The sequence below is a fragment of the Kitasatospora cineracea genome (assembly GCF_003751605.1).
GTDB classification, from domain to species: domain Bacteria; phylum Actinomycetota; class Actinomycetes; order Streptomycetales; family Streptomycetaceae; genus Kitasatospora; species Kitasatospora cineracea.
The window spans coordinates 286,559-307,003 of the sequence record NZ_RJVJ01000001.1 but is presented as its reverse complement, the minus strand read 5'-3'; the positions used below and the strand labels follow the sequence as shown (position 1 = coordinate 307,003).

Below are 20,445 nucleotides of genomic sequence, written 5' to 3'. Positions count from 1 at the left end.
CCAGATGTCCCACCGCCAAGTCCTCGAAGCCCTCTCGGGCCTGCTGCTCGGCCTGTTCGTGGCCGTGCTCTCCTCCACGGTCGTCTCCAACGCGCTCCCGCGGATCCTCACCGACCTGCACGGCGGCGAGTCCGCGTACACCTGGGTGGTCACCGCCGCCCTGCTGTCGATCACCGCCGCCACCCCGCTCTGGGGCAAGCTCTCCGACCTGGTCAGCAAGAAGCTGCTGGTCCAGATCGCCATGGTGATCTACGTGCTCTCCTCGGCGCTGGCCGGCCTGTCGCAGAGCATCGGCATGCTGATCTTCTGCCGGGTGCTCCAGGGCATCGGCGCCGGCGGCGTGATCGCGCTCGGCCAGATCTGCCTGGCCGCGATGGTCCCGCCGCGCGAACGCGGCCGCTACAGCGGCTACTTCGGCGCGGTCTTCGCGCTCGCCACCATCGGCGGCCCGCTGATCGGCGGCGTCATCGTGGACACCTCCTGGCTCGGCTGGCGCTGGTGCTTCTACGTCGGCGTCCCGTTCGCGCTCGTCGCCATCCTGGTCCTGCAGCGCACCCTCAAGCTCCCCGAGGCCGCCGCCCGCAAGCCGAAGATCGACTACCTGGGCGCGACGCTGATCACCGCCGCCGTCAGCCTGCTGATGATCTGGATCTCGCTGGCCGGCAAGAACTACGACTGGGTCTCCTGGCAGACCGCCGTCATGGTGCTCGGCGGCCTGGCGCTGGCCGGCCTGTTCGTCGCGGTCGAGAAGCGCGCCGCCGAACCGCTGATCCCGCTCGACCTGTTCCGCCACCGCACCGTCGCGCTCGCCGCGCTGGCCAGCGCCTTCGTCGGCGTCGGGATGTACGGCACCACCACCTTCCTGGGCCAGTACTTCCAGCTCGCCAAGGAGAAGTCGCCCACCCAGGCCGGCCTACTCACCCTGCCGATGATCCTCGGCCTGGCGGTCTCCTCCACCGTGGCCGGCAGGCTGATCACCAAGTACGGCAAGTGGAAGGGCTTCCTGGTCGCCGGCACCGTGCTGCTCGCCGCCGGCCTCGGCCTGATGGGCACCGCCCGGGCCGACACCGCGTACACCCTGCTCGCCCTCTACATGCTGCTGGCCGGCATCGGCCTCGGCCTGACCAGCCAGAACCTGGTGCTCGCGGTGCAGAACACGGTGCCGCGCAACGAGCTCGGCGCGGCCAGCTCGGTGGTCACCTTCTTCCGCACCATGGGCGGCGCGATGGGCGTCTCCGCGCTCGGCGCGCTGCTCGGCCACAAGGTGGCCAGCTACGCGGCGGAGAACTTCGCCAAGGCCGGGATCCCCGCCGCCGGGGCGGGCGGCGACGGCATCCCGGACCTCAAGAGGCTGCCCGCGCAGATCGTCCCGCTGATCACCGACGCGTACGGGCACGGCGTCGGCACGGTGTTCCTGATCGCCGCGCCGTTCGCGGTGGTCGGCTTCCTGCTGGTGCTGTTCATCCGCGAGGTGCCGCTGCGGACCTCCAACGAGGAGCGGCCAGCCGCCCCCGCCGGGGCCAAGCAGACGGAGCTGGTCGCCGACTGACCCCGACCGGTCCGCGGACCGCGACGACATGCGAGAAGGGCCCCCGCCGCACGGCGGGGCCCTTCGTCGTGCGCGGCGCGCTACTTGGCGGCGATCAGCGAGATGCCGTACAGCACCACGGCCGTGCAGGCCGCGAAGCAGACGCCCGCGGCGACCAGGGCCGGGACGCCCCTGCCGGTACCCGCCGCGACGGCGGCCTCCCGGCGGGACAGCGCGAGGTTGCCGAGCGCGAAGACGGCGACCACGGCGACGGTGACGAGCAGGCTGACGCCCGCGGTCTCGGCCAGTGCGGCCCACTTGATGTTCATGACGGGGGTTCCTCTCAGGCCGCGAGGGTGGCCGGGGCGGCGGCGGTGGGCAGTTCGAGGGTCGCGGGGGCCGCGTCCACCTCGTTGACGTTGTCCGCGTGCACCGGCTGGCGGCGCGAGACCAGCCACATCGAACCGGCACCCGCCACCAGCGCCAGGCCCACCAGCGCCACGCCCCAGTTGCCGCGGTCGGCGACCAGCGCGGCCACGCCGGAGACCACGGCGGCGGCCGGCAGGGTCAGGCCCCAGGTGTAGGCCATCCGGCGGACCATGCCCCAGCGCAGCTTGCCGGACGGGCCGCCCAGGCCCGCGCCCATGATGCCGCCGGAGCAGACCTGGGTGGTGGACAGGCCGTAGCCCATGTGCGAGGAGGTCAGGATCACCGTCGCGGCCGCGGTCTCCGAGGCGAAGCCCTGCGGCGGCCGGATGTCGGCCAGGCCGGAGCCCATCGAGCGGATGATCCGCCAGCCGCCCATGTAGGTGCCGAGCGCGATGGCCAGACCGGCGCTGACGATCACCCAGACCGGCGGGTTGTCGCCCTTGTGCAGGGCGCCGGTCGAGATCAGGGTCAGCGTGATGATGCCCATGGTCTTCTGCGCGTCGTTGGTGCCGTGCGCGAGCGAGATCAGCGAGGAGGAGAGGACCTGCCCCCGGCGGAAGCCCTTCTCGGTGCCCTCCTTCGGCGCGCCCCGGGTGATCAGGTAGGCCAGCTTGGTGGCGCCCCAGGAGGCCAGGCCCGCGATGATCGGGGAGGCGACCGCCGGGATCAGGATCTTGGAGAGCACGGTGGAGAAGTTCACGCCGTGCAGGCCGACCCCGACCACGGTGGCGCCGATCAGGCCGCCGTACAGGGCGTGCGAGGAGGACGAGGGCAGGCCCTTGAGCCAGGTCAGCAGGTTCCACAGGATCGCGCCGACCAGGGCGGCGAAGATGATCGAGGGCTGCAGTCCGGCCTTCTCGTTGACGAGGCCGCCCGAGATGGTGGTGGCGACCTTCACGGAGAGGAAGGCACCGGCGAAGTTCAGCACCGCCGCGATGGCGACGGCGACCTTGGGCTTGAGCGCGCCGGTGGCGATGGAGGTGGCCATCGCGTTGGCGGTGTCGTGGAAGCCGTTGGTGAAGTCGAAGGCGAGCGCCGTGATGATCACAACGGCCACCAGGAACGTGATGTGTTCCATACCCAAACAATCGTCGTAGTGGTCGGACTGACGTTGCTGTCCTCGGTGAAGGTAGGAAGCCTCGGTGAACGGGAGGTTAACTGGATGCGGAGTCGGGGTTCCGTCAGTGGCCCGGGAGTTGCCGGACTGTCGGATTCCCATGGAGGTCAGGGCCCTGCGGTGAGACCGTTCTCACATCCCGGACCGGATGAGAATTCACCCGGCGGTCCGGAAAGGGCCTGCCCCGAACCGCCCTCCACGTGGCAGGATCGGTCCGATCGCCGACGGACAACCAGGGGAGGGCCGGCCGATGGGGGCTGGGCAGCGGACCGAATCGACGGGACTGCGGCCTTGGGTGCGCGCCGCGCTGCGCTGCGGGGCGGTCCTCGCCGCCGCCGCGCTCACCCTGCCGTTCTTCAGTTCCGCGGCGTACGCGATACCCGAACCGGGCGGTGCGCCGAAGGTCTCCGCCGGGTCCGACCCGCTGGCCGACGCCAAGCGCACCCTCGGACCGCTGCTCGACCAGCTGCACGCCCTGTACCAGCAGGCCGAGACCGCCACCGAGCAGTACAACGGCACCGTCGCCAAGCTCGCCGAGCAGCAGACCACCGTCGAGGACCTGAAGAACCGGGCCACCCGGCAGCAGGAGGCCGTCGACGCCGGCAGCGACCTGGCCTCGCAGCTCGCCGCCGCGCAGTACCGCAACAACCAGGTCTCCGGGTACGCCGAGCTGCTGATGGCCGAGAACCCGTACGAGGCCGTGGTCATCGCCGAGCTGCTGAACTCCGCCGGGCGCTCGCAGAAGGACTTCCTGGACCGGCTCAAGTCGGACCGGGACACCCTGGCCGCGCTGCGGACCGCCGCCGAGCAGGCCGTCGCCCAGTCGCAGGCGCTGGCCGCCGAGCAGGAGAAGGCGAAGAACGACGTCGCGCAGAAGCTGGCCGAGGTCGAGCAGCTGGTCGGCTCGCTCACCGGCGCCCAGCGCGACGAGCTGGCCGAGCTGGAGAAGCAGGAGGCGAACGAGGCCCAGCTGGCCTTCCTGGCCTCCGGGGCGATCGGCAAGGGCGAGCGGACGCCGTCGGCGATGGGCCGCAAGGCGGTCGCCTGGGCGCTGCAGCAGCTCGGCAAGGACTACGTGTGGGGCGGTGCCGGGCCGGACGTGTTCGACTGCTCCGGCCTCACCTCGCAGGCCTGGCTGCACGCCGGGCAGGCCATCCCGCGCACCAGCCAGGAGCAGTGGGCGCAGCTCAAGCACGTCCCGCTGAACCAGGTCCGGCCCGGTGACCTGATCGTCTACTTCGGCGGCGCCACCCACATCGGGATGTACATCGGCGGCGGCCTGATCGTGCAGGCCCCGCACACCGGCGACGTGGTGAAGGTCTCGCAGATGGGCGCGATGCCGATCCTGGGCGCGGTCCGGCCGGACGGGGACGACGCGCCGGACGTCGCGGGCGGCGAGTGGAAGGTGCCGGACGTGCCGCTGGGCGCGGTGAAGATCCAGCCCGCCAAGCCCTCGACGCTGCCGACCCCGCCCGCGACGCCGACGCCGACCCCGACCGCGCCCGGGACGCCGACCGGGACGCCGACCGGGACGCCGGCGGACCCCTCCGGGTCGGCCTCGCCCAGCGGATCGCCGAGCGGGTCGGGATCGCCGAGCGGGTCGGGCGCGCCCAGCGGTTCGGGCTCCGCCTCCGCCCCGCCGAGCGGTACCGGGACGGGCACGCCCAGCGGTACGGGGACGCCCGGTGCCGGCACGGCGCCGAGCAGCGTCACGGCGTCCGGCACCGGGGGCTCGCCGAGCGCGGCCGATTCGGTGACGCCCTCGGGGAGCCGGTCGGCGGGCTGAGGACGAACGCGAGGGGCCGGCGGCGCAGCAGCGCCGCCGGCCCCTCGCCGTCTCCGCGGTCCGCCCGCCGGGCCCGCGGTCAGCCGGCCGGTTCCAGCCGGACCAGGACCGACTTGGAGGTCGGGGTGTTGCTGATGTCGGCCGTGGAGTCCAGCGGGACCAGGACGTTGGTCTCGGGGTAGTAGGCGGCGGCGCCGCCGCGGGCGACGGGGTAGTGGACGACCCGGAAGCGCGGGGCGCGGCGTTCGGCGCCGTCGCTCCACTCGCCGACCAGGTCGACGAACTGCCCGTCGGCGAGGCCGAGTTCGGCGGCGTCGGCGGGGTTGACCAGGACCACCCGGCGGCCGCCGGTGATGCCGCGGTAGCGGTCGTCCAGGCCGTAGACGGTGGTGTTGTACTGGTCGTGCGAGCGGAGCGTCTGGAGCAGCAGGCGGCCCGCGGGGACCTCGGGGGCGGTCAGCGGGTTGACGGTGAAGTTGGCCTTCCCGGTGGCGGTGGGGAAGGTGCGGCTGTCGCGCGGGGCGTGCGGGAGGGCGAAGCCGCCGGGGCGGCGGACCCTGGCGTTGTAGTCGTCGAAGCCGGGCACGACCCGGGCGATCCGCTCGCGGATCCGGTCGTAGTCGAGGGCGAACTCCTCCCAGGGGGTGGGGTCCTGGGGGCCGAGGACGGCGCGGGCGAGGCGGGTGACGATGGCGACCTCGGAGAGCAGGCCGGGCGCGGGCGGGCGCAGGCCGCCGCGGGAGGAGTGCACCATGCCCATGGAGTCCTCGACGCTGACGAACTGCTGTCCGGCGGCGGTCAGGTCGCGGTCGGTGCGGCCGAGGGTGGGCAGGATCAGCGCGCGGGCGCCGGTGACCAGGTGCGAGCGGTTCAGCTTGGTGGAGACGTGCACGGTGAGCCGGCAGCGGCGCATCGCGGCCTCGGTGGCGTCGGTGTCGGGGCTCGCGGAGACGAAGTTGCCGCCCAGCGCGAAGAACACCTTCACCCGGCCGTCGCGCATCGCCCGAATGGTGTCCACGGTGTCGTGGCCGTGCGCGCGCGGCGGCTCGAAGGCGAACTCCTTGCCCAGGGCGTCCAGGAAGGCCGCGGAGGGGCGTTCGAAGATGCCCATGGTGCGGTCGCCCTGCACGTTGCTGTGCCCGCGGACGGGGCAGACCCCGGCGCCCGGGCGGCCCACGTTGCCGCGCAGCAGCAGGAAGTTGACCACCTCGCGGATGGTGGGGACGGAGTGCTTGTGCTGGGTGAGGCCCATCGCCCAGCAGACGATGACCTTCTGCGAGCCGAGCACCAGGCGGTGCAGCTCCTCGATCTGCGCCCAGGGCAGGCCGGTGGCGCGCAGCACGGCGTCCCGGTCCAGCTCGGCGGCCTCGGCGGCGAACTCCCGGTAGCCGGCGCAGTGTTCGGCGACGAACGCCTCGTCGACGGCGCCCGGGGTGCCGAGCAGCAGGTGGTTGAGGGCGCGGAACAGGGCCAGGTCGCCGCCGAGCCGGATCTGCAGGAACAGGTCGGTGAGCTTGGTGCCGCCGCCGACCAGGCCGCGCGGGGTCTGCGGGTTCTTGAACCGCTCCAGGCCGGCCTCGGGCAGCGGGTTGACGCTGACGATCTTCGCGCCGGCCCGCTTGGCGCGCTCCAGGGCGGAGAGCATCCGGGGGTGGTTGGTGCCCGGGTTCTGGCCCGCCACGATGATCAGGTCGGCCTGGTACAGGTCCTTGAGCGAGACGCTGCCCTTGCCGACGCCGAGCGTCTCGGTGAGCGCCGAACCCGAGGACTCGTGGCACATGTTGGAGCAGTCCGGCAGGTTGTTGGTGCCGAACCGGCGGGCGAACAGCTGGTACGCGAAGGCGGCCTCGTTGGAGGTCCGGCCGGAGGTGTAGAACGCGGCCCCGTCCGGGGAGCCGAGCGCGGTCAACTCCTCGGCGACCAGCGCGAAGGCGTCGTCCCAGCCGATCGGCACGTAGTGGGTGGCGCCCTCGTCCAGCAGCATCGGGGTGGTGAGCCGGCCCTGCTGGCCGAGCCAGTAGCCGGAGCGCTCGGCGAGGTCGGCGACCGGGTGCTCGGCGAAGAAGGCCGGGGTGATCCGGCGCTCGGTGGCCTCCTCGGCGACGGCCTTGGCGCCGTTCTCGCAGAACTCGGCCAGGTGCGGCTTGTCCGGCTCGGGCCAGGCGCAGCCCGGGCAGTCGAAGCCGCCGGGCTGGTTGATCCGGCGCAGGGTGGCCAGCGTCCGGCCCGGGGACATCTGCTCGGCGGCCATCCGCAGGGTGTGCCCGATCGCGGGCAGCCCGGCGGCGGCGTGGGCCGGCGGGGAGATCTGCGGCGCGTCCTGGTCGGGGTCGCGGTGCGGGGGCTGCTTGGCCATGGCGGGTTCTCCGGAGGGCTCGGGGTGCTTGGAGCGTATCCGGTGCGGGTGGGGGTGTCGTGCGGCGGCGGTCGGCTCTCCCGGGGGTTCACTCCTCCTTCTGGAGTTCGGTGAGCAGGCGGCGGGCGACGGCGTCGTTCTGCCGGAAGGACGGGGCGTCGGTGCGCGGGCGGGCGAAGGCGGCCGGGGCGCGGGTGGTGGTGGGGGCGCCGAGGGCGGTGCGGCGCGGGTGCGGGCGGCCGCCGAGGGCGGGGTCGAGCAGGCGGGCGTCGGGGTCGGTGCGGACCAGGCCGGAGCGGTAGCGGTGGCCGTCCGGGTCGGTCAGCTCCTCCTCGTCGATCCGGCCCTCGCGCAGCAGGTGGCGCAGCAGCGGGTCGCCGGTGCGGCCGAGGTCGTGCCGGGGCAGGAAGGCGTCGACCAGGGCGGTGCCGTGGACGTGGTGGCCGGGCAGGGCGGGGGAGGAGGCGCGGAAGGTGCCGTGCTGCTCGTCGAGGTCGACCCGCAGGTCGGGGCCGAGGAAGTGCAGCAGGCCGGCGTCGGAGAGGGCGAGCAGCTGCTCCAGCCGGAAGCCGGGCGGGCCGGAGGCGTAGAAGGAGAAGAAGCCCTGCCACCAGCCGTCGAGTTCGGCGGCGGTGGAGCGGGCGGTGAGCGGGTGGACGGGCAGCAGGCGGACGAGTTGGCCGTAGAGCGAGAGCAGGGCGTGGAAGGCGCCGAGGTCGGCGCTGTGCCGCAGGTCGGAGCGGCGGGCCAGGTCGGCGCGCAGGTGGGCGCGCAGGTGCTGCTGGAGCTCGGCGGGGCTGCCGGCCCGCAGGCCGGCCAGCGGGCGGTCCAGGCGCTCCAGGTCGAGCCGGTCCTCGGGGTCGGGGACGGCGGCGGCGACCAGGGCGGCGCGCTCGGGGCCGTACCAGGGGAGGCGGTCGTGGGCGGCGAGGAACTCGGCCCAGGGCAGGGCGGTGCGTTCGGGGTGGCCGTGGAACAGCTCGTGGTAGTAGCCGAAGCCGATCTCCTTGGCCATGGCGGGCCACAGGTCGCGCTTGAACTCGATGGTCCCGTCCGGGAGTTCGAGGTCGGGGCCGAAGTGGCGGGGCAGCGGCGGGGGCGGGCCCTGGAGCCGGTAGCCGGTCTTGGCGTGGTACGGGACGCCGCGCCGGGAGCCCGCGTGCAGCACCGGTTCGCGGCCGGACGGGTGGTAGCGCAGGCCGCCGCCGGGGCGCGGGGTGAAGCGGCCGCCGCGGCCCTCGGTGAGCAGCGCGACCAGGTCGACGAAGGCCAGGCCGAGGCCGCGGACGAGCACGTGCTCGCCGGGGGCCAGGCCGGACAGGTCGGCGTCGGCGGTGAACGCGGGCGGCAGGTAGCTGCGGCCGTGCCGGGCGGCGAAGGCGCGGGCGGCGGCGGTGTCGGGGCCGGGCGCGGAGTCCAGGTGGCCGAGGGCGAGCACCACCCGGTCGGCGAGCAGCACGGTGCCGGAGAGGTGGACGCGCTGCGGGCCGGCCGGGTCGCCGGTGATCCGCAGGGCGGTGTCCCGGTGGACGAACAGCCGTACGTTGTCCGGGAGTTCGGCGGCGGCCCGGCGCAGCGTCCAGTCCAGGTAGGCGGACTGGACCCGCCGGGTCGGGAAGTCGGTGGGGGCCAGGGTGCGCAGCTCCGCGGCCACCTCCGGGTCCTCGACCGGCAGGTGCGGGGGGTGGGCGGCCGGGTCGGCGGCCCACTCGGCGAGCGAGGGGCCGGGGCGGACCGGGCCGTCCATGGTGGTGCGCTCGTCGGTGAACATGGTGACGTCCTCGGCCATCGAGTTCATCCGCAGCAGCGGGGACTGCGCGCGCCGCCAGATCCGGCCCCCGCCGGGCGGGTGCGGGTCGACCAGGTGGACGTCCAGCTCCACGCCGGGGCCGAGCAGTTCGGGGGCGTTGGCGGCGATCCGCTCAAGCAGGCCGGTGCCCCGCGGACCGGCCCCGACCACGACCAGGACGGGCACCGCGCTCACCGCCCGACCGCGCGCCGGACGACCGCCCGGGCCCGCTGCCACGGGGTCGGCGGCAGCCCGGCGCGGGTGGCGCCGCGGGCGAAGTGCCGCTCCAGGTAGTACTGGCCGACCGACAGCACGCTGGTCACCGCCACGTACCAGAGGGTCGCCACCAGCAGCAGCGGGATCACCTGGTACGTCTGGTTGTAGACCAACTGGGCGGAGAACAGCAGGTCGTGGACGGCCAGCACGCTGATCACCGAGGTGCCCTTGAGGGTGCCGATCAGCATGTTCCCGGCCGGCGGCAGGATCGCCCGCATCGCCTGCGGCAGCACGATCCGGCGCAGCACCCGGCCGCGGCCCAGGCCCAGCGAGGCGGCCGCCTCCAACTGGCCCTGGTCGACCGACTGGACGCCGGAGCGCACCACCTCGGCGGCGAACGCGGCCTCGTGCAGGGTCAGCCCGATCACCGCGGTGAGCGCCGGGCCGAGCAGGTCGACGGTCCGCACCGCGAACAGCTCGCCGCCGAACGGCAGGCGCAGCGACAGCTCCGGGTACAGCGCGCCGATGTTGAACCAGAACAGCAGCTGGACCAGCAGCGGAGTGGCCCGGAAGACCCACACGAAGCCCCAACTCAGGCTCTGCAGCACCGGGTTGCCGGAGAGCCTGGCCACCGCCAGCACCGTGCCCAGGGCGAAGCCGAGGGCCGTCACCGCGCCGGTCAGCCACAGCGTCAGCAGCAGGCCGCGCAGGATCGACACCGAGGTCAGGTAGGCGCCGACCACCGGCCACTCGAAGGCCGGGTTGCCGGCCAGCGAGCGCACCAGCAGGGCGGTGGCGAGCAGCGCCAGGCCGCCGCTGACGTAGCGCCCGGGACGGCGGCGGGGCACGATCGGCAGCCCGGCCGGAACGGCTTCGGGCGCGGGTGCGGCGGGTGCGGTGGGCGGGGCGGCGGACCGGAGTCCGGCGGACGGGACGGCGGGCGAGGCCATGGTGGCTCCAACGGGCGGCGGGGCGGGTGGTGGCCGCATGCCGTCACTCACGCGCGCCGCGTCCCTCAACGCGGCTGGGCCTGGCGGCAGTTCGGCCGGGCCCGGGCAGTTCTCGCTCCGTTTCGATCGTACGCGCGAGCGAGCGGCGGCTGTCAAGGAGGCTGGTGTGACGCCGGTGTTTCGTCCCCGGCGGAAAGGTTGACGGGCCGTCGGCGGCACTGCTCAACTGTTCGACATGACAGCCGAGCAGCCCGCCCTCGTGACGCGGGGCCACATCGACTTCGGTCGGGTGTGGTCCGCCGCGTGTCGCGGCTGACCCGGCAGCGGGCCGCCTGACCGGCCCTTCTCCCCACCGGGAGTCCTCCCTCGGTCGCCCCTGCGCGGGCCGGGAAGCCGTCCGTCCGGACGGATCGACAGGCGCACGCTGCCGCCCCCTGGCACTCCCCGCTCGCTCCTGAGCCGGCGCACCGTCACGCGCCCGCGCCCGTCCTCCCCACCCGCCACCTCCGTCCGCACCCGCCCGCCGGGGCGTCCCCCGGCCTGCCCGGACGCGGCCCCACCCGACCGGAAGAGGTCAGCCATGCCCGTCGAGTTCCTCGGAATCGCCGCCACCGGCGACGGTTCGGAGACCACCGCCCGCACCACCCACGCCTTCGACCGCGACTACACGCTGCGACTGGCCCGCGCCCACGAGGACCACGGCTGGGACCGGGTGCTGTTCGCCTACGGCGCCGGCTCGCCCGAGCCCGCGGCCGCCGCCGCGTACCTCGCCGCCAAGCTCGACAAACTGCAGATCCTGCTCGCGCACCGCCCGAACGTCTCGTACCCGACCTTCGCCGCCAAGACCTTCGCCACCCTGGACCGGATCAGCGACGGCCGGCTCACCGTGCACTTCATCACCGGCGGCAACGACCACGAGCAGCAGCGCGAGGGCGACTTCCTGCCCAAGGACCGCCGCTACGACCGCACCCGCGAGTACATCGGCATCGTCAAGCGGGCCTGGACCAGCCGCGAACCCTTCGACCACGAGGGCGAGTTCTACCGCTTCAACGACTTCGTCTCGGACGTCTTCCCGGTCCAGCAGCCCCGGCCGGACGTCTCCTTCGGCGGCTCCTCGCCCGCCGCGTTCGCGGCCGGCGGCGCCGAGGCCGACATCTACGCGCTGTGGGGCGAACCGCTGGCCCGCACCGCCGAGCAGATCGAGCTGGTGAAGGCCGCCGCCAGGGCCGCCGGGCGCACCGGCACCCCGCGGATCCAGGTCGCCTTCCGGCCGATCATCGCGCCCACCGAGGAACTCGCCTGGGAGAAGGCGCACCGCACGGTCGCCGCGATCAAGGACCGCCGGGAGGCGAACGACCTGGTCCGCCGCCGACCCACCGGCGGCGCCGGGCCGGAGAACGCCGGCTCGCGGCGGCTGGTGGAGATCGCCGAGGCCGGCGAGCGCTACGACCGCGCGCTGTGGACCCCGACCGCCGCCGCCACCGGCGGCGCGGGCAACTCCAACGCCCTGGTCGGCACGCCCGAGACGGTCGCCCAGGCGCTGCTCGACTACTACGACCTCGGCGTGGACATCCTCTCCGCCCGCGGCTACGACCACGTCGGCGACGCGATCGACTTCGGCCGCCACGTCATCCCGATCGTCCGCGAGGAGGTCGCCAAGCGGGACGCCGCCAAGGCCGCCGACGCCGACGCCGGTGCGGCCCGGGGCCGGGCCGGGGCCGCTGCCGCATGAGCGCCCTGACCGTCGAGCGGGCCGTCCTCGGCGACCCTCTCACCGAGCCGCTGATCCGCGAGCTCACCCACGAGTACGTCACCCGCTACGGGCCCGGCGGCCACGAGGAGATGGCCCGCCACGGCGCCGAGGAGTTCACCCCGCCCGACGGGCTGCTGCTCCTGCTGCTGCGCGACGGCGTGCCGGTGGCGGGCGGCGCCTACCGCCGCCACCGCGACCCGCGCACCGCCGAGGTGAAGCGGATGTGGACCGCCGCCGCGCACCGCCGCCAGGGCCTGGGCCGCCGGGTGCTGGCCGAACTGGAGTCCGCCGCCCGGGAGGCCGGCTACCGCCGGGTCCTCCTGACCACCGGCCCGCGCCAGCCCGAGGCCAAGGGCCTCTACCTGGCGGCCGGCTACACCCCCCTGTTCGACCCCGGCGCGGCCCCGGAGGAGTTCCGGCCGCTCCCGTTCGAGAAGCACCTGCCCACCACTGGCACGGCCGCCGCGGCGGCCGGAAAGGCACCGACCCGATGAAGCGCCACCTCCCCGCCCTCGCGCTGGCCACCGTCGCCGCCCTGGCACTGGCGGGCTGCGGCTCCGACCCGGCGGCCGCCCCGAAGGCCGCGCCGGTCGGCGTCCAGCCCGGCCAGGACGTGCTGTCGGACGTGCGCAGGAGCGAGGCGGCCGCCGCGCTGCTGCCCGCCGAGGTGCGGGCCGCCGGCACCATCAAGCTCGGCGGCGCGGTCGGCACCCCGCCCGGGGCGTACTACCCGGAGGGCAGGAAGGAGCTCACCGGGCTGGACGTCGACCTGGTCAACGCCGTCGCCGCGGTGCTCGGGGTGAAGGTGCAGCGCGAGGACGCCGCGTTCGAGACCATCCTGCCCGCGCTCGGCAGCGGCAAGTACGACGTCGGCACCGGCAACTTCGGCGTCACCGCGGCCCGGTTGAAGACCGTCGACTTCGTCACCTACATCGACGACGGCCAGGGCTTCGCGGTGCGCGCCGACAACACCGCGCTGACCACCGTCACCGACCTGGCCCAGCTGTGCGGCCTGACCATCGGCACCGGCGCCGGCACCACCTTCGAGGCCACCCTGAACGCCAAGAAGGACGTCTGCGCGCAGGCCGGCAGGAAGCCGTACGAGGTCAAGGTGTTCTCCGAGAACGGCGCCGTGGTCACCGGCCTCCAGCAGGGCCGGCTGGACGCGGTGATGTCCACCATCAACGGCCTGCGCTACCAGGCGAACCAGCCCGGCGCGAAGACCCGCTTCCTGGGCGAGTACCACCGCCTCGACGTCGGCTTCGCGTTCAAGAAGGGCTCGCCGCTCACCCCCGCCTTCCAGGCCGCCGTCAACGAGCTGATCAAGGACGGCAGTTACCGGAAGATCCTGGCCAAGTGGGGCACCGCCGACTCGGCGATCACCGAATCCCTGATCAACCCGCCCGAGCACCCCTGACCACGGAGCCCCCGATGACCGCCGTGACCCCCGAGAAGACCCTTCCGCTACGACAACCCGCCGACGACGGGCCGGAGCTGACGATCGTCCCGCACCGCCGCCCGTGGCGGCTGGCGGCCGGCCTGGCCGCCCTGGTGCCGGCCGCCCAGTTCGCCCACGGGCTGGCGGTCAACCCCGGCTGGGACTGGCCGACCTTCCGCGCCTTCGTGTTCTCCGACAGCATCCTGCGCGCGGTCGGCACCACCCTCCAACTCACCGCCTACGGCACCGTCCTGGGCTTCGCACTGGGCGCGGTGATCGCCGCGCTGCGGCTGTCCGGCAGCCCGATCCTGCGCACCATCGCCTGGACGTACGTGTGGGCGTTCCGCTCGATCCCGCTGATCGTACAGCTGGTGTTCTGGTTCAACCTGGCCTACCTGTACAAGCGGATCGGGATCGGCGTCCCGTTCGGCCCGACCTTCGCCTCCTTCGGCACCACGGACCTGCTCGGCGCGCTCGGCGCGGCCGTCCTCGGCCTGGCCCTGCACCAGGCCGCGTACGCCGCCGAGATCATCCGCGGCGGGGTGCTCGCGGTGGACGCCGGACAGCTCGAAGCGGCCGCCGCGCTCGGCATCCCGCGGCTGAGGCAGGCCCGGCGGATCGTGCTGCCGCAGGCCATGCGCGGCATCCTGCCGAACGCCGCCAACGAGGTGATCTCGCTGTTCAAGGGCACCTCGATCGTCTACGTGATGGCGATCGGCGAGCTCTTCTACCAGGTGCAGGTGATCTACGGCCGCACCGGCCGGGTGGTGCCGCTGCTGATGGTCGCCACCGTCTGGTACGTGCTGCTGACCACCGCGCTCTCGCTGGTCCAGTACCGGGTCGAGCGCCACTTCGCCCGCGGCAGCGGGCGCGGCGCGCCGCCCACCCCCTGGCAGCGGCTGCGGGCCGCCGCCACCGAGAACGAGGAGGATCGGGCATGAGCGGCGAAGGCGCGACGGCCATGGTCGAAGTGCGCGGCGTGCACAAGCGGTTCGGGCGGCTGGAGGTGCTGCGGGGCATCGACCTGGACGTGCGGCCAGGCACCGTCACGGTGGTGCTCGGCCCGTCCGGCTCCGGCAAGTCCACCCTGCTGCGGGCGGTCAACCACCTGGAGAAGCTCGACCGGGGCCACGTCCGGGTGGACGGCGAGCTGATCGGCTACCGGCGGGTCGGCGACAAGCTGCGCGAACTGCCCGAGCGGGAGGTGCTCAGGCAGCGCACCCGGCTCGGCTTCGTGTTCCAGAACTTCAACCTGTTCCCGCACCTGACCGTGCTGGAGAACCTGGTCGAGGCCCCGGTCGGCGCGCTCGGCGTCCCCAAGGCCGAGGCCCGGGCCAGGGCCCGCGACCTGCTGGAGCGGGTCGGCCTCGCCGACAAGGCCGACGAGTACCCGCGCCGGCTCTCCGGCGGCCAGCAGCAGCGGGTCGCCATCGCCCGGGCGCTCGCCCTGGAGCCCAAGGTGCTGCTGTTCGACGAGCCGACCTCCGCGCTCGACCCCGAACTGGTCGGCGAGGTGCTCGACGTGATCAAGGACCTGGCCCGCACCGGCACCACCATGATCGTGGTCACCCACGAGATCGGCTTCGCCCGCGAGGTCGCCGACACCGTGGTGTTCATGGACGGCGGCGTGGTGGTCGAACAGGGCCCGCCCGCCCAGGTGCTGGACGACCCGCAGCACGAACGCACCCGCGCCTTCCTCGCCAAGGTGCTCTGAACCCCCTTCCGGCTCTAAGGAGTTGCCCGCATGTCCGTGTACCGCCGCACTTTCGTCCCGGCCGTCGCCGCCCTCGTCGCCGCCCTGCTGCTCTCCTCCTGCGGCTCCGCGGACAACGCCTCCGCCGACCTCGGCGCCAAGAAGGAGGGCACCGCGCCCAACGGCGTGAAGATCAACCTGACGCCGGACCAGAACCGGATCAGCACCCCGAAGGTCGACGCGATCGCCGCCCTCGTCCCCGACGAGGTCCGCCGAAGAGGCACCCTCCGGGTCGCCGCCGACGTCGGCACCGTCCCGCCGCTCGGCTTCTACGCCACCGACGACAAGACCGTCATCGGCACCGAACCCGACCTGGCCCACCTGATCGGCGACGTGCTCGGCCTGAAGGTCGAGATCGATCCGGTCTCCTGGGAGAACGTCTTCGTCGGCCTGGACAGCGGTAAGTACGACGCGGGCATCACCAACGTCACCGTCACCGAGGCCCGCAAGGAGAAGTACGACTTCGCCACCTACCGGCTCGACATCCTCGGCTTCGAGGCCGAGAAGGGCGGCAACTGGAAGGTCAAGGGCCCGGCCGACGTCGCCGGGCGCACCATCGGCGTCTCCTCCGGCACCAACCAGGAGAAGCTGCTGCTGGCCTGGAGCGAGCAGGACGTCGAGAACGGCCTCAAGCCGGTCGACGTGAAGTACTACCAGAACTCCTCCGACTACTACCTGGCCCTCGGCTCCGGCCGGATCGACGCCTGGCTCGGCCCCAACCCGGCCACCGCCTTCCACTCCGCGCAGACCGGCGAGACCGAGGTGATCGGCACCTACTCCGGCGCCGGGGACACCGTCCTCGGCAAGATCGCCGCCACCACCAAGAAGGACAACGGCCTGGTCAAGGCACTCAACGGGGCGATCAACGAGGCCATCAGGAACGGCAGTTACGCCCAGGTGTTGAAGCGCTGGGGCCTGGACGACGAGGCCGTGCCGACCTCCGAGATCAACCCGCCCGGCCTGCCCAAGACCGACTGACAGTGATGATTGTGGTGACGGGGTTGCTGATGGGTCTGACCCGCCGACTGACTGACGTTCAGACTGTCCTGTTTGGGATTTGTCGGCCCATCAGCTCCTCGTCACGCACGCGGCCGGACGGGCGCTTGTGACTTCATAGGAGCCTGGCCAGAGGCCCCGTCACTGTCTTGTCCACCCGCCCGACCGGCGCGTGCCGCCCTCGGCTCGGACAAGCGACAAGGACGGACATGACCAGCATGACGCACGGCGGCTCACAGATCACCGGCGGAGTCGACACCCACGGCCTGACCCACCACGCGGCGGTGGTCGACCCGCTGGGCCGGCACCTGGCCGACCGGGAGTTCCCCGCCACCGTCGCCGGCTACCGCGACCTGCTGGAATGGATGCGCTCGCACGGCACCCTCGCCGCGGTCGGCGTGGAAGGCACCGGCGCCTACGGAGCCGAACTCGCCCGGGTACTGACCGCCGCCGGGACCACGGTCGTCGACGTCGACCGCCCCGACCGCAAAACGCGCCGCATGCGGGGAAAGTCCGACCCGATCGACGCCTACGCCGCCGCCACCGCCGTGCTCTCCGGGCGGGCCACCGGCGTCCCCAAGAGCCGCGACGGCGTGGTCGAGGCCGTCCGGGTGCTGCGGGTCGCCCGCCGCAGCGCGGTCAAGGCCCGCACCCAGGCCATGAATCAGATCCGAGGCCTGCTCGTCTCCGCGCCGGCCCTGCTGCGCGAGCCGCTGGCCGGCCTGTCACGCACAGAGTTGATACGCACGCTCGCCCGGCTGCGACCCGGCGACGACCTCTCGGGCCCGGTGGCGGCGACCCGGGCGGCACTGCGACGACTGGCCCGACGCCACCAGGCCATGGACGAGGAGATCACCCAGTTCGACACCGAGATCGGCCCGCTCGTCAAGAAGGCCGCCCCCGCACTGCTGGAGCTGTTCGGCGTCGGACCCGAGAGCGCAGGCCAGCTGCTGGCCTCCGCCGGAGACAACCCCGAACGCATGCGCTCCGAAGCCGCGTTCGCGCACCTGGCCGGCGTCGCACCGATCCCCGCCTCCTCCGGCCGCACCCACCGCCACCGCCTCAACCGCGGCGGCGACCGGGCCGCCAACAACGCCCTGCACACCATCGTGCTGGTCCGCATGCGCTTCGACCCGCGCACCCGCGCCTACGTCGAACGCCGCACCAAGGAAGGCATGTCCAAGAAGGACATCATGCGCTGCCTCAAACGATTCGTCGCCCGCGAGGTCTACCGCGCCCTGGCCAGCGCACCAACCACACAAATCACTCAACCCGATCTCGCTCCCGCAGCTTGACGTCTATAGGAGCATCCCCGTCGCGACCGCCGGGGCGCATCCCTCACCACCCGTGCGGGATGCGCTCCAGCACGCCGCCCGCGAACACGTCGTACAGCGGCAGCGGCTCCAGGTGCACGTACCCGATGTGGCAGTCGCAGCTCCCCAACGGGCAGGCCCGCGGCCGCAGTTGATCCCGGTACGAGTCGTCGTACAGGTTGCCCAGCGGCGGCCGGACGAAGTGGCAGCGGCGCACCGTGCCCTCCCCGTCCACCGACACCACGCTCTCGCCCGTCCGGCACGGCAGCCCGGCGCTGCGGTGCGGGTGGCGGCTGTAGCCGAACAGCGGGTCCAGCTCCGTCCACCGCGCCGCCTCGGCGTCGGTGTAGGTGAGCCCGTCGGCCGCGTTCACCCACAGGTACACCCCCGCCGGCAGCGCCGCCCGCAGCCGCCGGGCCGCCGCCAGGTGCTCCGGCTGCCCGACCACGCCGACGCTGAACCGCACGCCCAGCGCGGTCAGTTCGGCGCACTTGGCGAGGAAGCGCTGCTCGCCCACCTGCCCCGGGTGGTACGTCACCCAGAGCGCCAGCTTCGAGCGGTCCGCCTCCGCCAGCCAGGCCGTCCGGCAGCTCGCGTTGGTCTGGATCGCCACCCGTTCCAGGTGCGGCAGCCGGCTCAGCTCCACCATCGCCCGCCGGTACCAGCTGCGCACCAGCCCCTCGCCCCACGGCGTGAACAGCACCGACAGCCGCCCGTGCCGGTACGCCGCCGCCCAGGCGGTGAACCGCTCCAGCGCCGCCCGGTCGGCCCGCAGCAGCTCCGGGGAGTCGCGCCGCTTGGCGAACGGGCAGTACGGGCAGTCGTAGTCGCAGGAGGACAGCGGGCCCCGGTAGAGCAGGGTCAGGTGCTCGCTCACTTGGCCTCGTACTCCGCCATGTTGGCGCGCACCGCGGCCGAGAACAGCCGCGGCCCCACCGCGTCCGACCAGGCCAGGCCCTCCGCGCTCAGCAGCAGCCGGGCCGGGTCCTGCGCCGACAGCCAGCCGCGGGCGGCGAACTCGGCCAGCTCCGCCGGGAAGTCCAGCTCCGGGGCGCTGCCGAAGCGCTCCCGGTAGGCCGCCAGGTCGACGCCCTCGCCCTGCAGCAGCGATTGCACCAGGTGGCGGCGGCGGGTCTCCTCCTCGGTCATCGCCCAGCCCAGCTCGGCCCGGGAGAAGTCCGGCGCGGCCACGTAGTCGTCGATGATCCGGCGCACCTCGCGGGCGTCCACCGCGTAGTCGAAGGAGTAGTGCAGCCGCGAGGTGTACGAGCGGGCCCCGCAGCCCAGGCCCACCATGCCGTCGGTCTGGCAGGCGTACTCGCCGGCGCTCGCGCGCGCCGCGCCGACCCGGCGGAACATCCGCATCGACACCTGCTCGTACCCCTCGGCCAGCAGGTGGTCGCGGCCCGCCCGGTACAGCGCCAGCCGCTGGGCGTCCCACTCCGGGGAGGGGCCGGTCCCGTGCCGCCCGAGGCCGGTCAGCGGGCGGACGTACAGCGGGTACAGGTACAGCTCCTCCGGCCGCCACGCCAGCGCCGCGTCGAGGGACTCGACCCAGCTGGCGGGCGTCTGGCCGTCGATGCCGTAGATCAGGTCGATGTTCAGCACCGGGAACCCGGCCTCCCGCACCCGGCCCAGCGCGGCCTCCACCGCGGCCCGCTTCTGCGGGCGCACCGCGGCCCTCGCCTCCCCGTCCAGGAAGGACTGCACGCCCAGGCTCAGCCGGGTCGTGCCGCGCTCGGCCAGCACCCGCAGCCGGTCTGCGGTCGCGGTGTCCGGCGAGGCCTCCACCGAGAGCGGCACCGCCCGCAGGTCCGCCCCCATCCGCAACTCGGCGATGTCGCACAGCCGTTCCAGCTCGGCCGCGCTCAGGTAGGTGGGCGTCCCGCCGCCGAACGCCGCCAGCGCGAACCGCGCCCCCGGCGCCAGCGCCTCCCGCACCTGCCGGGCCTGCCGCTCCAGCGCGTCCAGGTAGGCGGTGGTCAGCCCCTCCGGGCTGCCGATCCGGGTGAACAGGTTGCAGAACCCGCACCGCACCTCGCAGAACGGCACGTGCAGGTACAGCGAGAGCGCGTCCTGCTTCTCGCCCTCCCACAGCTCCGCCAGCCGCGGCCGCTCCGGCAGCGGGCGGTAGGCGGTCTTGTGCGGGTACGCGTAGACGTAGCTCCGGTACGGGGACTCGGCGGTGGCGGTGGTGCTCATCGGGACTCCTGCGGCGTGGCGGGAAGGGTGAAGTGCGCGTAGGGGACGGTCCAGACCACCTCGTGGCCGATCCGGTGCCCGGTGTACCCGTCCTCGCCGTACGCGGTGCCGTGGTCCGAGCAGACGACCGCGAAGCACGGGCGCCGGGCGCTCATCGCCGCGAACAGCCGGCCCACGTGCGCGTCCACGTACTCCAGCGCGGCGGCGTGGGTGGCCCGGCTGTCCCCGTCCGCGCGGGTCGCGCCCGGCAGGTGGAACCAGTTCGGCTGGTGCAGCGCCGAGACGTTGACGAACAGGAACAGCGGCTGCCCGGGCGGCTGCCCGGCCGCCACCCGCTCGGCGACGGCCACCTGCGACTCGAAGGAGGTCGGCGACGGGACGCCCAGCTCCGGCGCCCAGTGGCTCTCCTGGAACAGGCCCGGCAGCACCGAGCCGAGCGGGCCCTGCTTGTTGAAGAACCCCACCCCGCCGATGCACACCGTCCGGTACCCGGCCGCGGCCAGCGCCGTCGGCAGGTCCGGCGCGTCGAACACCCAGGTCCGCGGCTCGGTGGTCTCCGAACCCGCGAACCGGGCCGCGAACAGCCGTGGGTGCGGCCCGTCCGGGGTGGCGGGGGTCGGCAGGAACCCGGCCAGGATCGCCTGGTGCGCGGCGTACGTGAAGCTGCCCGGCGAGTGCCGCCGCTCCCAGCCGTCGGGCGGCAGCACCTTCGCCAGGTTCGGCAGCCGGCCGGCCGCGAGCAGCTCCGCGGCGACGTCGAAGCGCAGCGTGTCGAGGGTGACCAGCAGCAGGTCGTGCGAACCGACGACCCGGTTCATG

Annotated in this window: 16 protein-coding genes and 1 pseudogene; 9 read left to right on the top strand and 8 right to left on the bottom strand. The window is 73.6% G+C overall.

Annotated features, from left to right (window positions below; translation table 11 throughout):
- Positions 1-4: 4 nt before the first annotated feature.
- Positions 5-1,522 (top strand): annotated as a pseudogene (locus EDD39_RS01335) (MDR family MFS transporter); the annotation flags it as partial.
- A 107-nt stretch (positions 1,523-1,629) separates the two neighbouring features.
- Here the strand turns inward: EDD39_RS01335 and EDD39_RS01330 are convergent.
- Both EDD39_RS01330 and EDD39_RS01325 read right to left on the bottom strand, forming a co-directional pair.
- The gene (locus tag EDD39_RS01330) at positions 1,630-1,857 is read right to left on the bottom strand and encodes a hypothetical protein (protein ID WP_030457768.1); all 228 of its coding nucleotides are present in this window, start codon (positions 1,855-1,857) and stop codon (positions 1,630-1,632) included.
- Between the two features lie 14 nt (positions 1,858-1,871).
- Positions 1,872-3,035, bottom strand: a complete 1,164-nt coding sequence (locus EDD39_RS01325; RefSeq protein WP_123552964.1) for an inorganic phosphate transporter — start codon at positions 3,033-3,035, stop codon at positions 1,872-1,874.
- 334 nt (positions 3,036-3,369) lie between these two features.
- Between EDD39_RS01325 and EDD39_RS01320 the strand changes: the two genes are divergently transcribed.
- A complete protein-coding gene (locus EDD39_RS01320; protein ID WP_123552962.1) occupies positions 3,370-4,860 on the top strand; it encodes a C40 family peptidase in 1,491 nt (496 codons plus the stop codon).
- A 79-nt stretch (positions 4,861-4,939) separates the two neighbouring features.
- Here the strand turns inward: EDD39_RS01320 and EDD39_RS01315 are convergent, their stop codons facing one another.
- From EDD39_RS01315 to EDD39_RS01305, 3 genes are all read right to left on the bottom strand, one after another.
- A complete protein-coding gene (locus tag EDD39_RS01315) occupies positions 4,940-7,216 on the bottom strand; it encodes an FdhF/YdeP family oxidoreductase (RefSeq protein ID WP_123552960.1) in 2,277 nt (758 codons plus the stop codon).
- 88 nt (positions 7,217-7,304) lie between these two features.
- Positions 7,305-9,191, bottom strand: coding sequence for an FAD/NAD(P)-binding protein (locus tag EDD39_RS01310; RefSeq protein ID WP_208765592.1), 1,887 nt, complete (start codon positions 9,189-9,191; stop codon positions 7,305-7,307).
- Between the two features lie 5 nt (positions 9,192-9,196).
- Entirely contained in the window at positions 9,197-10,171 is a 975-nt protein-coding gene (locus EDD39_RS01305) for an amino acid ABC transporter permease (protein ID WP_123552956.1), read from the bottom strand.
- 580 nt (positions 10,172-10,751) lie between these two features.
- On the opposite strand from EDD39_RS01305, the gene EDD39_RS01300 reads away from it, so the two are divergent.
- The 7 genes from EDD39_RS01300 (at position 10,752) to EDD39_RS01270 (ending at position 17,406) form a co-directional block, all read left to right on the top strand.
- Positions 10,752-11,903 (top strand): LLM class flavin-dependent oxidoreductase, encoded by a 1,152-nt coding sequence (locus tag EDD39_RS01300; protein WP_123552954.1) that lies wholly within the window; start codon positions 10,752-10,754, stop codon positions 11,901-11,903.
- The gene (locus tag EDD39_RS01295; protein ID WP_123552952.1) at positions 11,900-12,418 is read left to right on the top strand and encodes a GNAT family N-acetyltransferase; all 519 of its coding nucleotides are present in this window, start codon (positions 11,900-11,902) and stop codon (positions 12,416-12,418) included. Before EDD39_RS01300 ends, EDD39_RS01295 begins: the two co-directional genes overlap by 4 nt.
- Positions 12,415-13,341 carry an ABC transporter substrate-binding protein gene (locus EDD39_RS01290; protein ID WP_123552950.1) on the top strand — a complete coding sequence of 309 codons (927 nt, stop codon included), beginning with the start codon at positions 12,415-12,417 and terminating at the stop codon, positions 13,339-13,341. The genes EDD39_RS01295 and EDD39_RS01290 overlap by 4 nt, the downstream gene beginning before the upstream one ends.
- Positions 13,342-13,355: 14 nt before the next feature.
- Positions 13,356-14,303, top strand: coding sequence for an amino acid ABC transporter permease (locus EDD39_RS01285; RefSeq protein WP_123552948.1), 948 nt, complete (start codon positions 13,356-13,358; stop codon positions 14,301-14,303).
- Complete coding sequence (locus EDD39_RS01280; protein ID WP_030457758.1) at positions 14,300-15,076, top strand: amino acid ABC transporter ATP-binding protein; 777 nt, start codon at positions 14,300-14,302, stop codon at positions 15,074-15,076. Before EDD39_RS01285 ends, EDD39_RS01280 begins: the two co-directional genes overlap by 4 nt.
- A gap of 30 nt (positions 15,077-15,106) precedes the next feature.
- The gene (locus EDD39_RS01275) at positions 15,107-16,093 is read left to right on the top strand and encodes an ABC transporter substrate-binding protein (protein WP_123552946.1); all 987 of its coding nucleotides are present in this window, start codon (positions 15,107-15,109) and stop codon (positions 16,091-16,093) included.
- Between the two features lie 227 nt (positions 16,094-16,320).
- Complete coding sequence (locus EDD39_RS01270) at positions 16,321-17,406, top strand: IS110 family RNA-guided transposase (RefSeq protein WP_123552944.1); 1,086 nt, start codon at positions 16,321-16,323, stop codon at positions 17,404-17,406.
- Positions 17,407-17,449: 43 nt separating this feature from the next.
- Here the strand turns inward: EDD39_RS01270 and EDD39_RS01265 are convergent, their stop codons facing one another.
- The 3 genes from EDD39_RS01265 to EDD39_RS01255 are packed head-to-tail and all read right to left on the bottom strand — an operon-like array spanning position 17,450 to position 20,444.
- Positions 17,450-18,301: an STM4011 family radical SAM protein gene (locus tag EDD39_RS01265; RefSeq protein ID WP_123552942.1), complete on the bottom strand. Its 852-nt coding sequence runs from the start codon at positions 18,299-18,301 to the stop codon at positions 17,450-17,452.
- Positions 18,298-19,626 (bottom strand): STM4012 family radical SAM protein, encoded by a 1,329-nt coding sequence (locus tag EDD39_RS01260; RefSeq protein WP_123552940.1) that lies wholly within the window; start codon positions 19,624-19,626, stop codon positions 18,298-18,300. The genes EDD39_RS01265 and EDD39_RS01260 overlap by 4 nt, the downstream gene beginning before the upstream one ends.
- A complete protein-coding gene (locus EDD39_RS01255) occupies positions 19,623-20,444 on the bottom strand; it encodes an STM4013/SEN3800 family hydrolase (RefSeq protein WP_123552938.1) in 822 nt (273 codons plus the stop codon). Before EDD39_RS01255 ends, EDD39_RS01260 begins: the two co-directional genes overlap by 4 nt.
- Position 20,445: the final 1 nt, after the last annotated feature.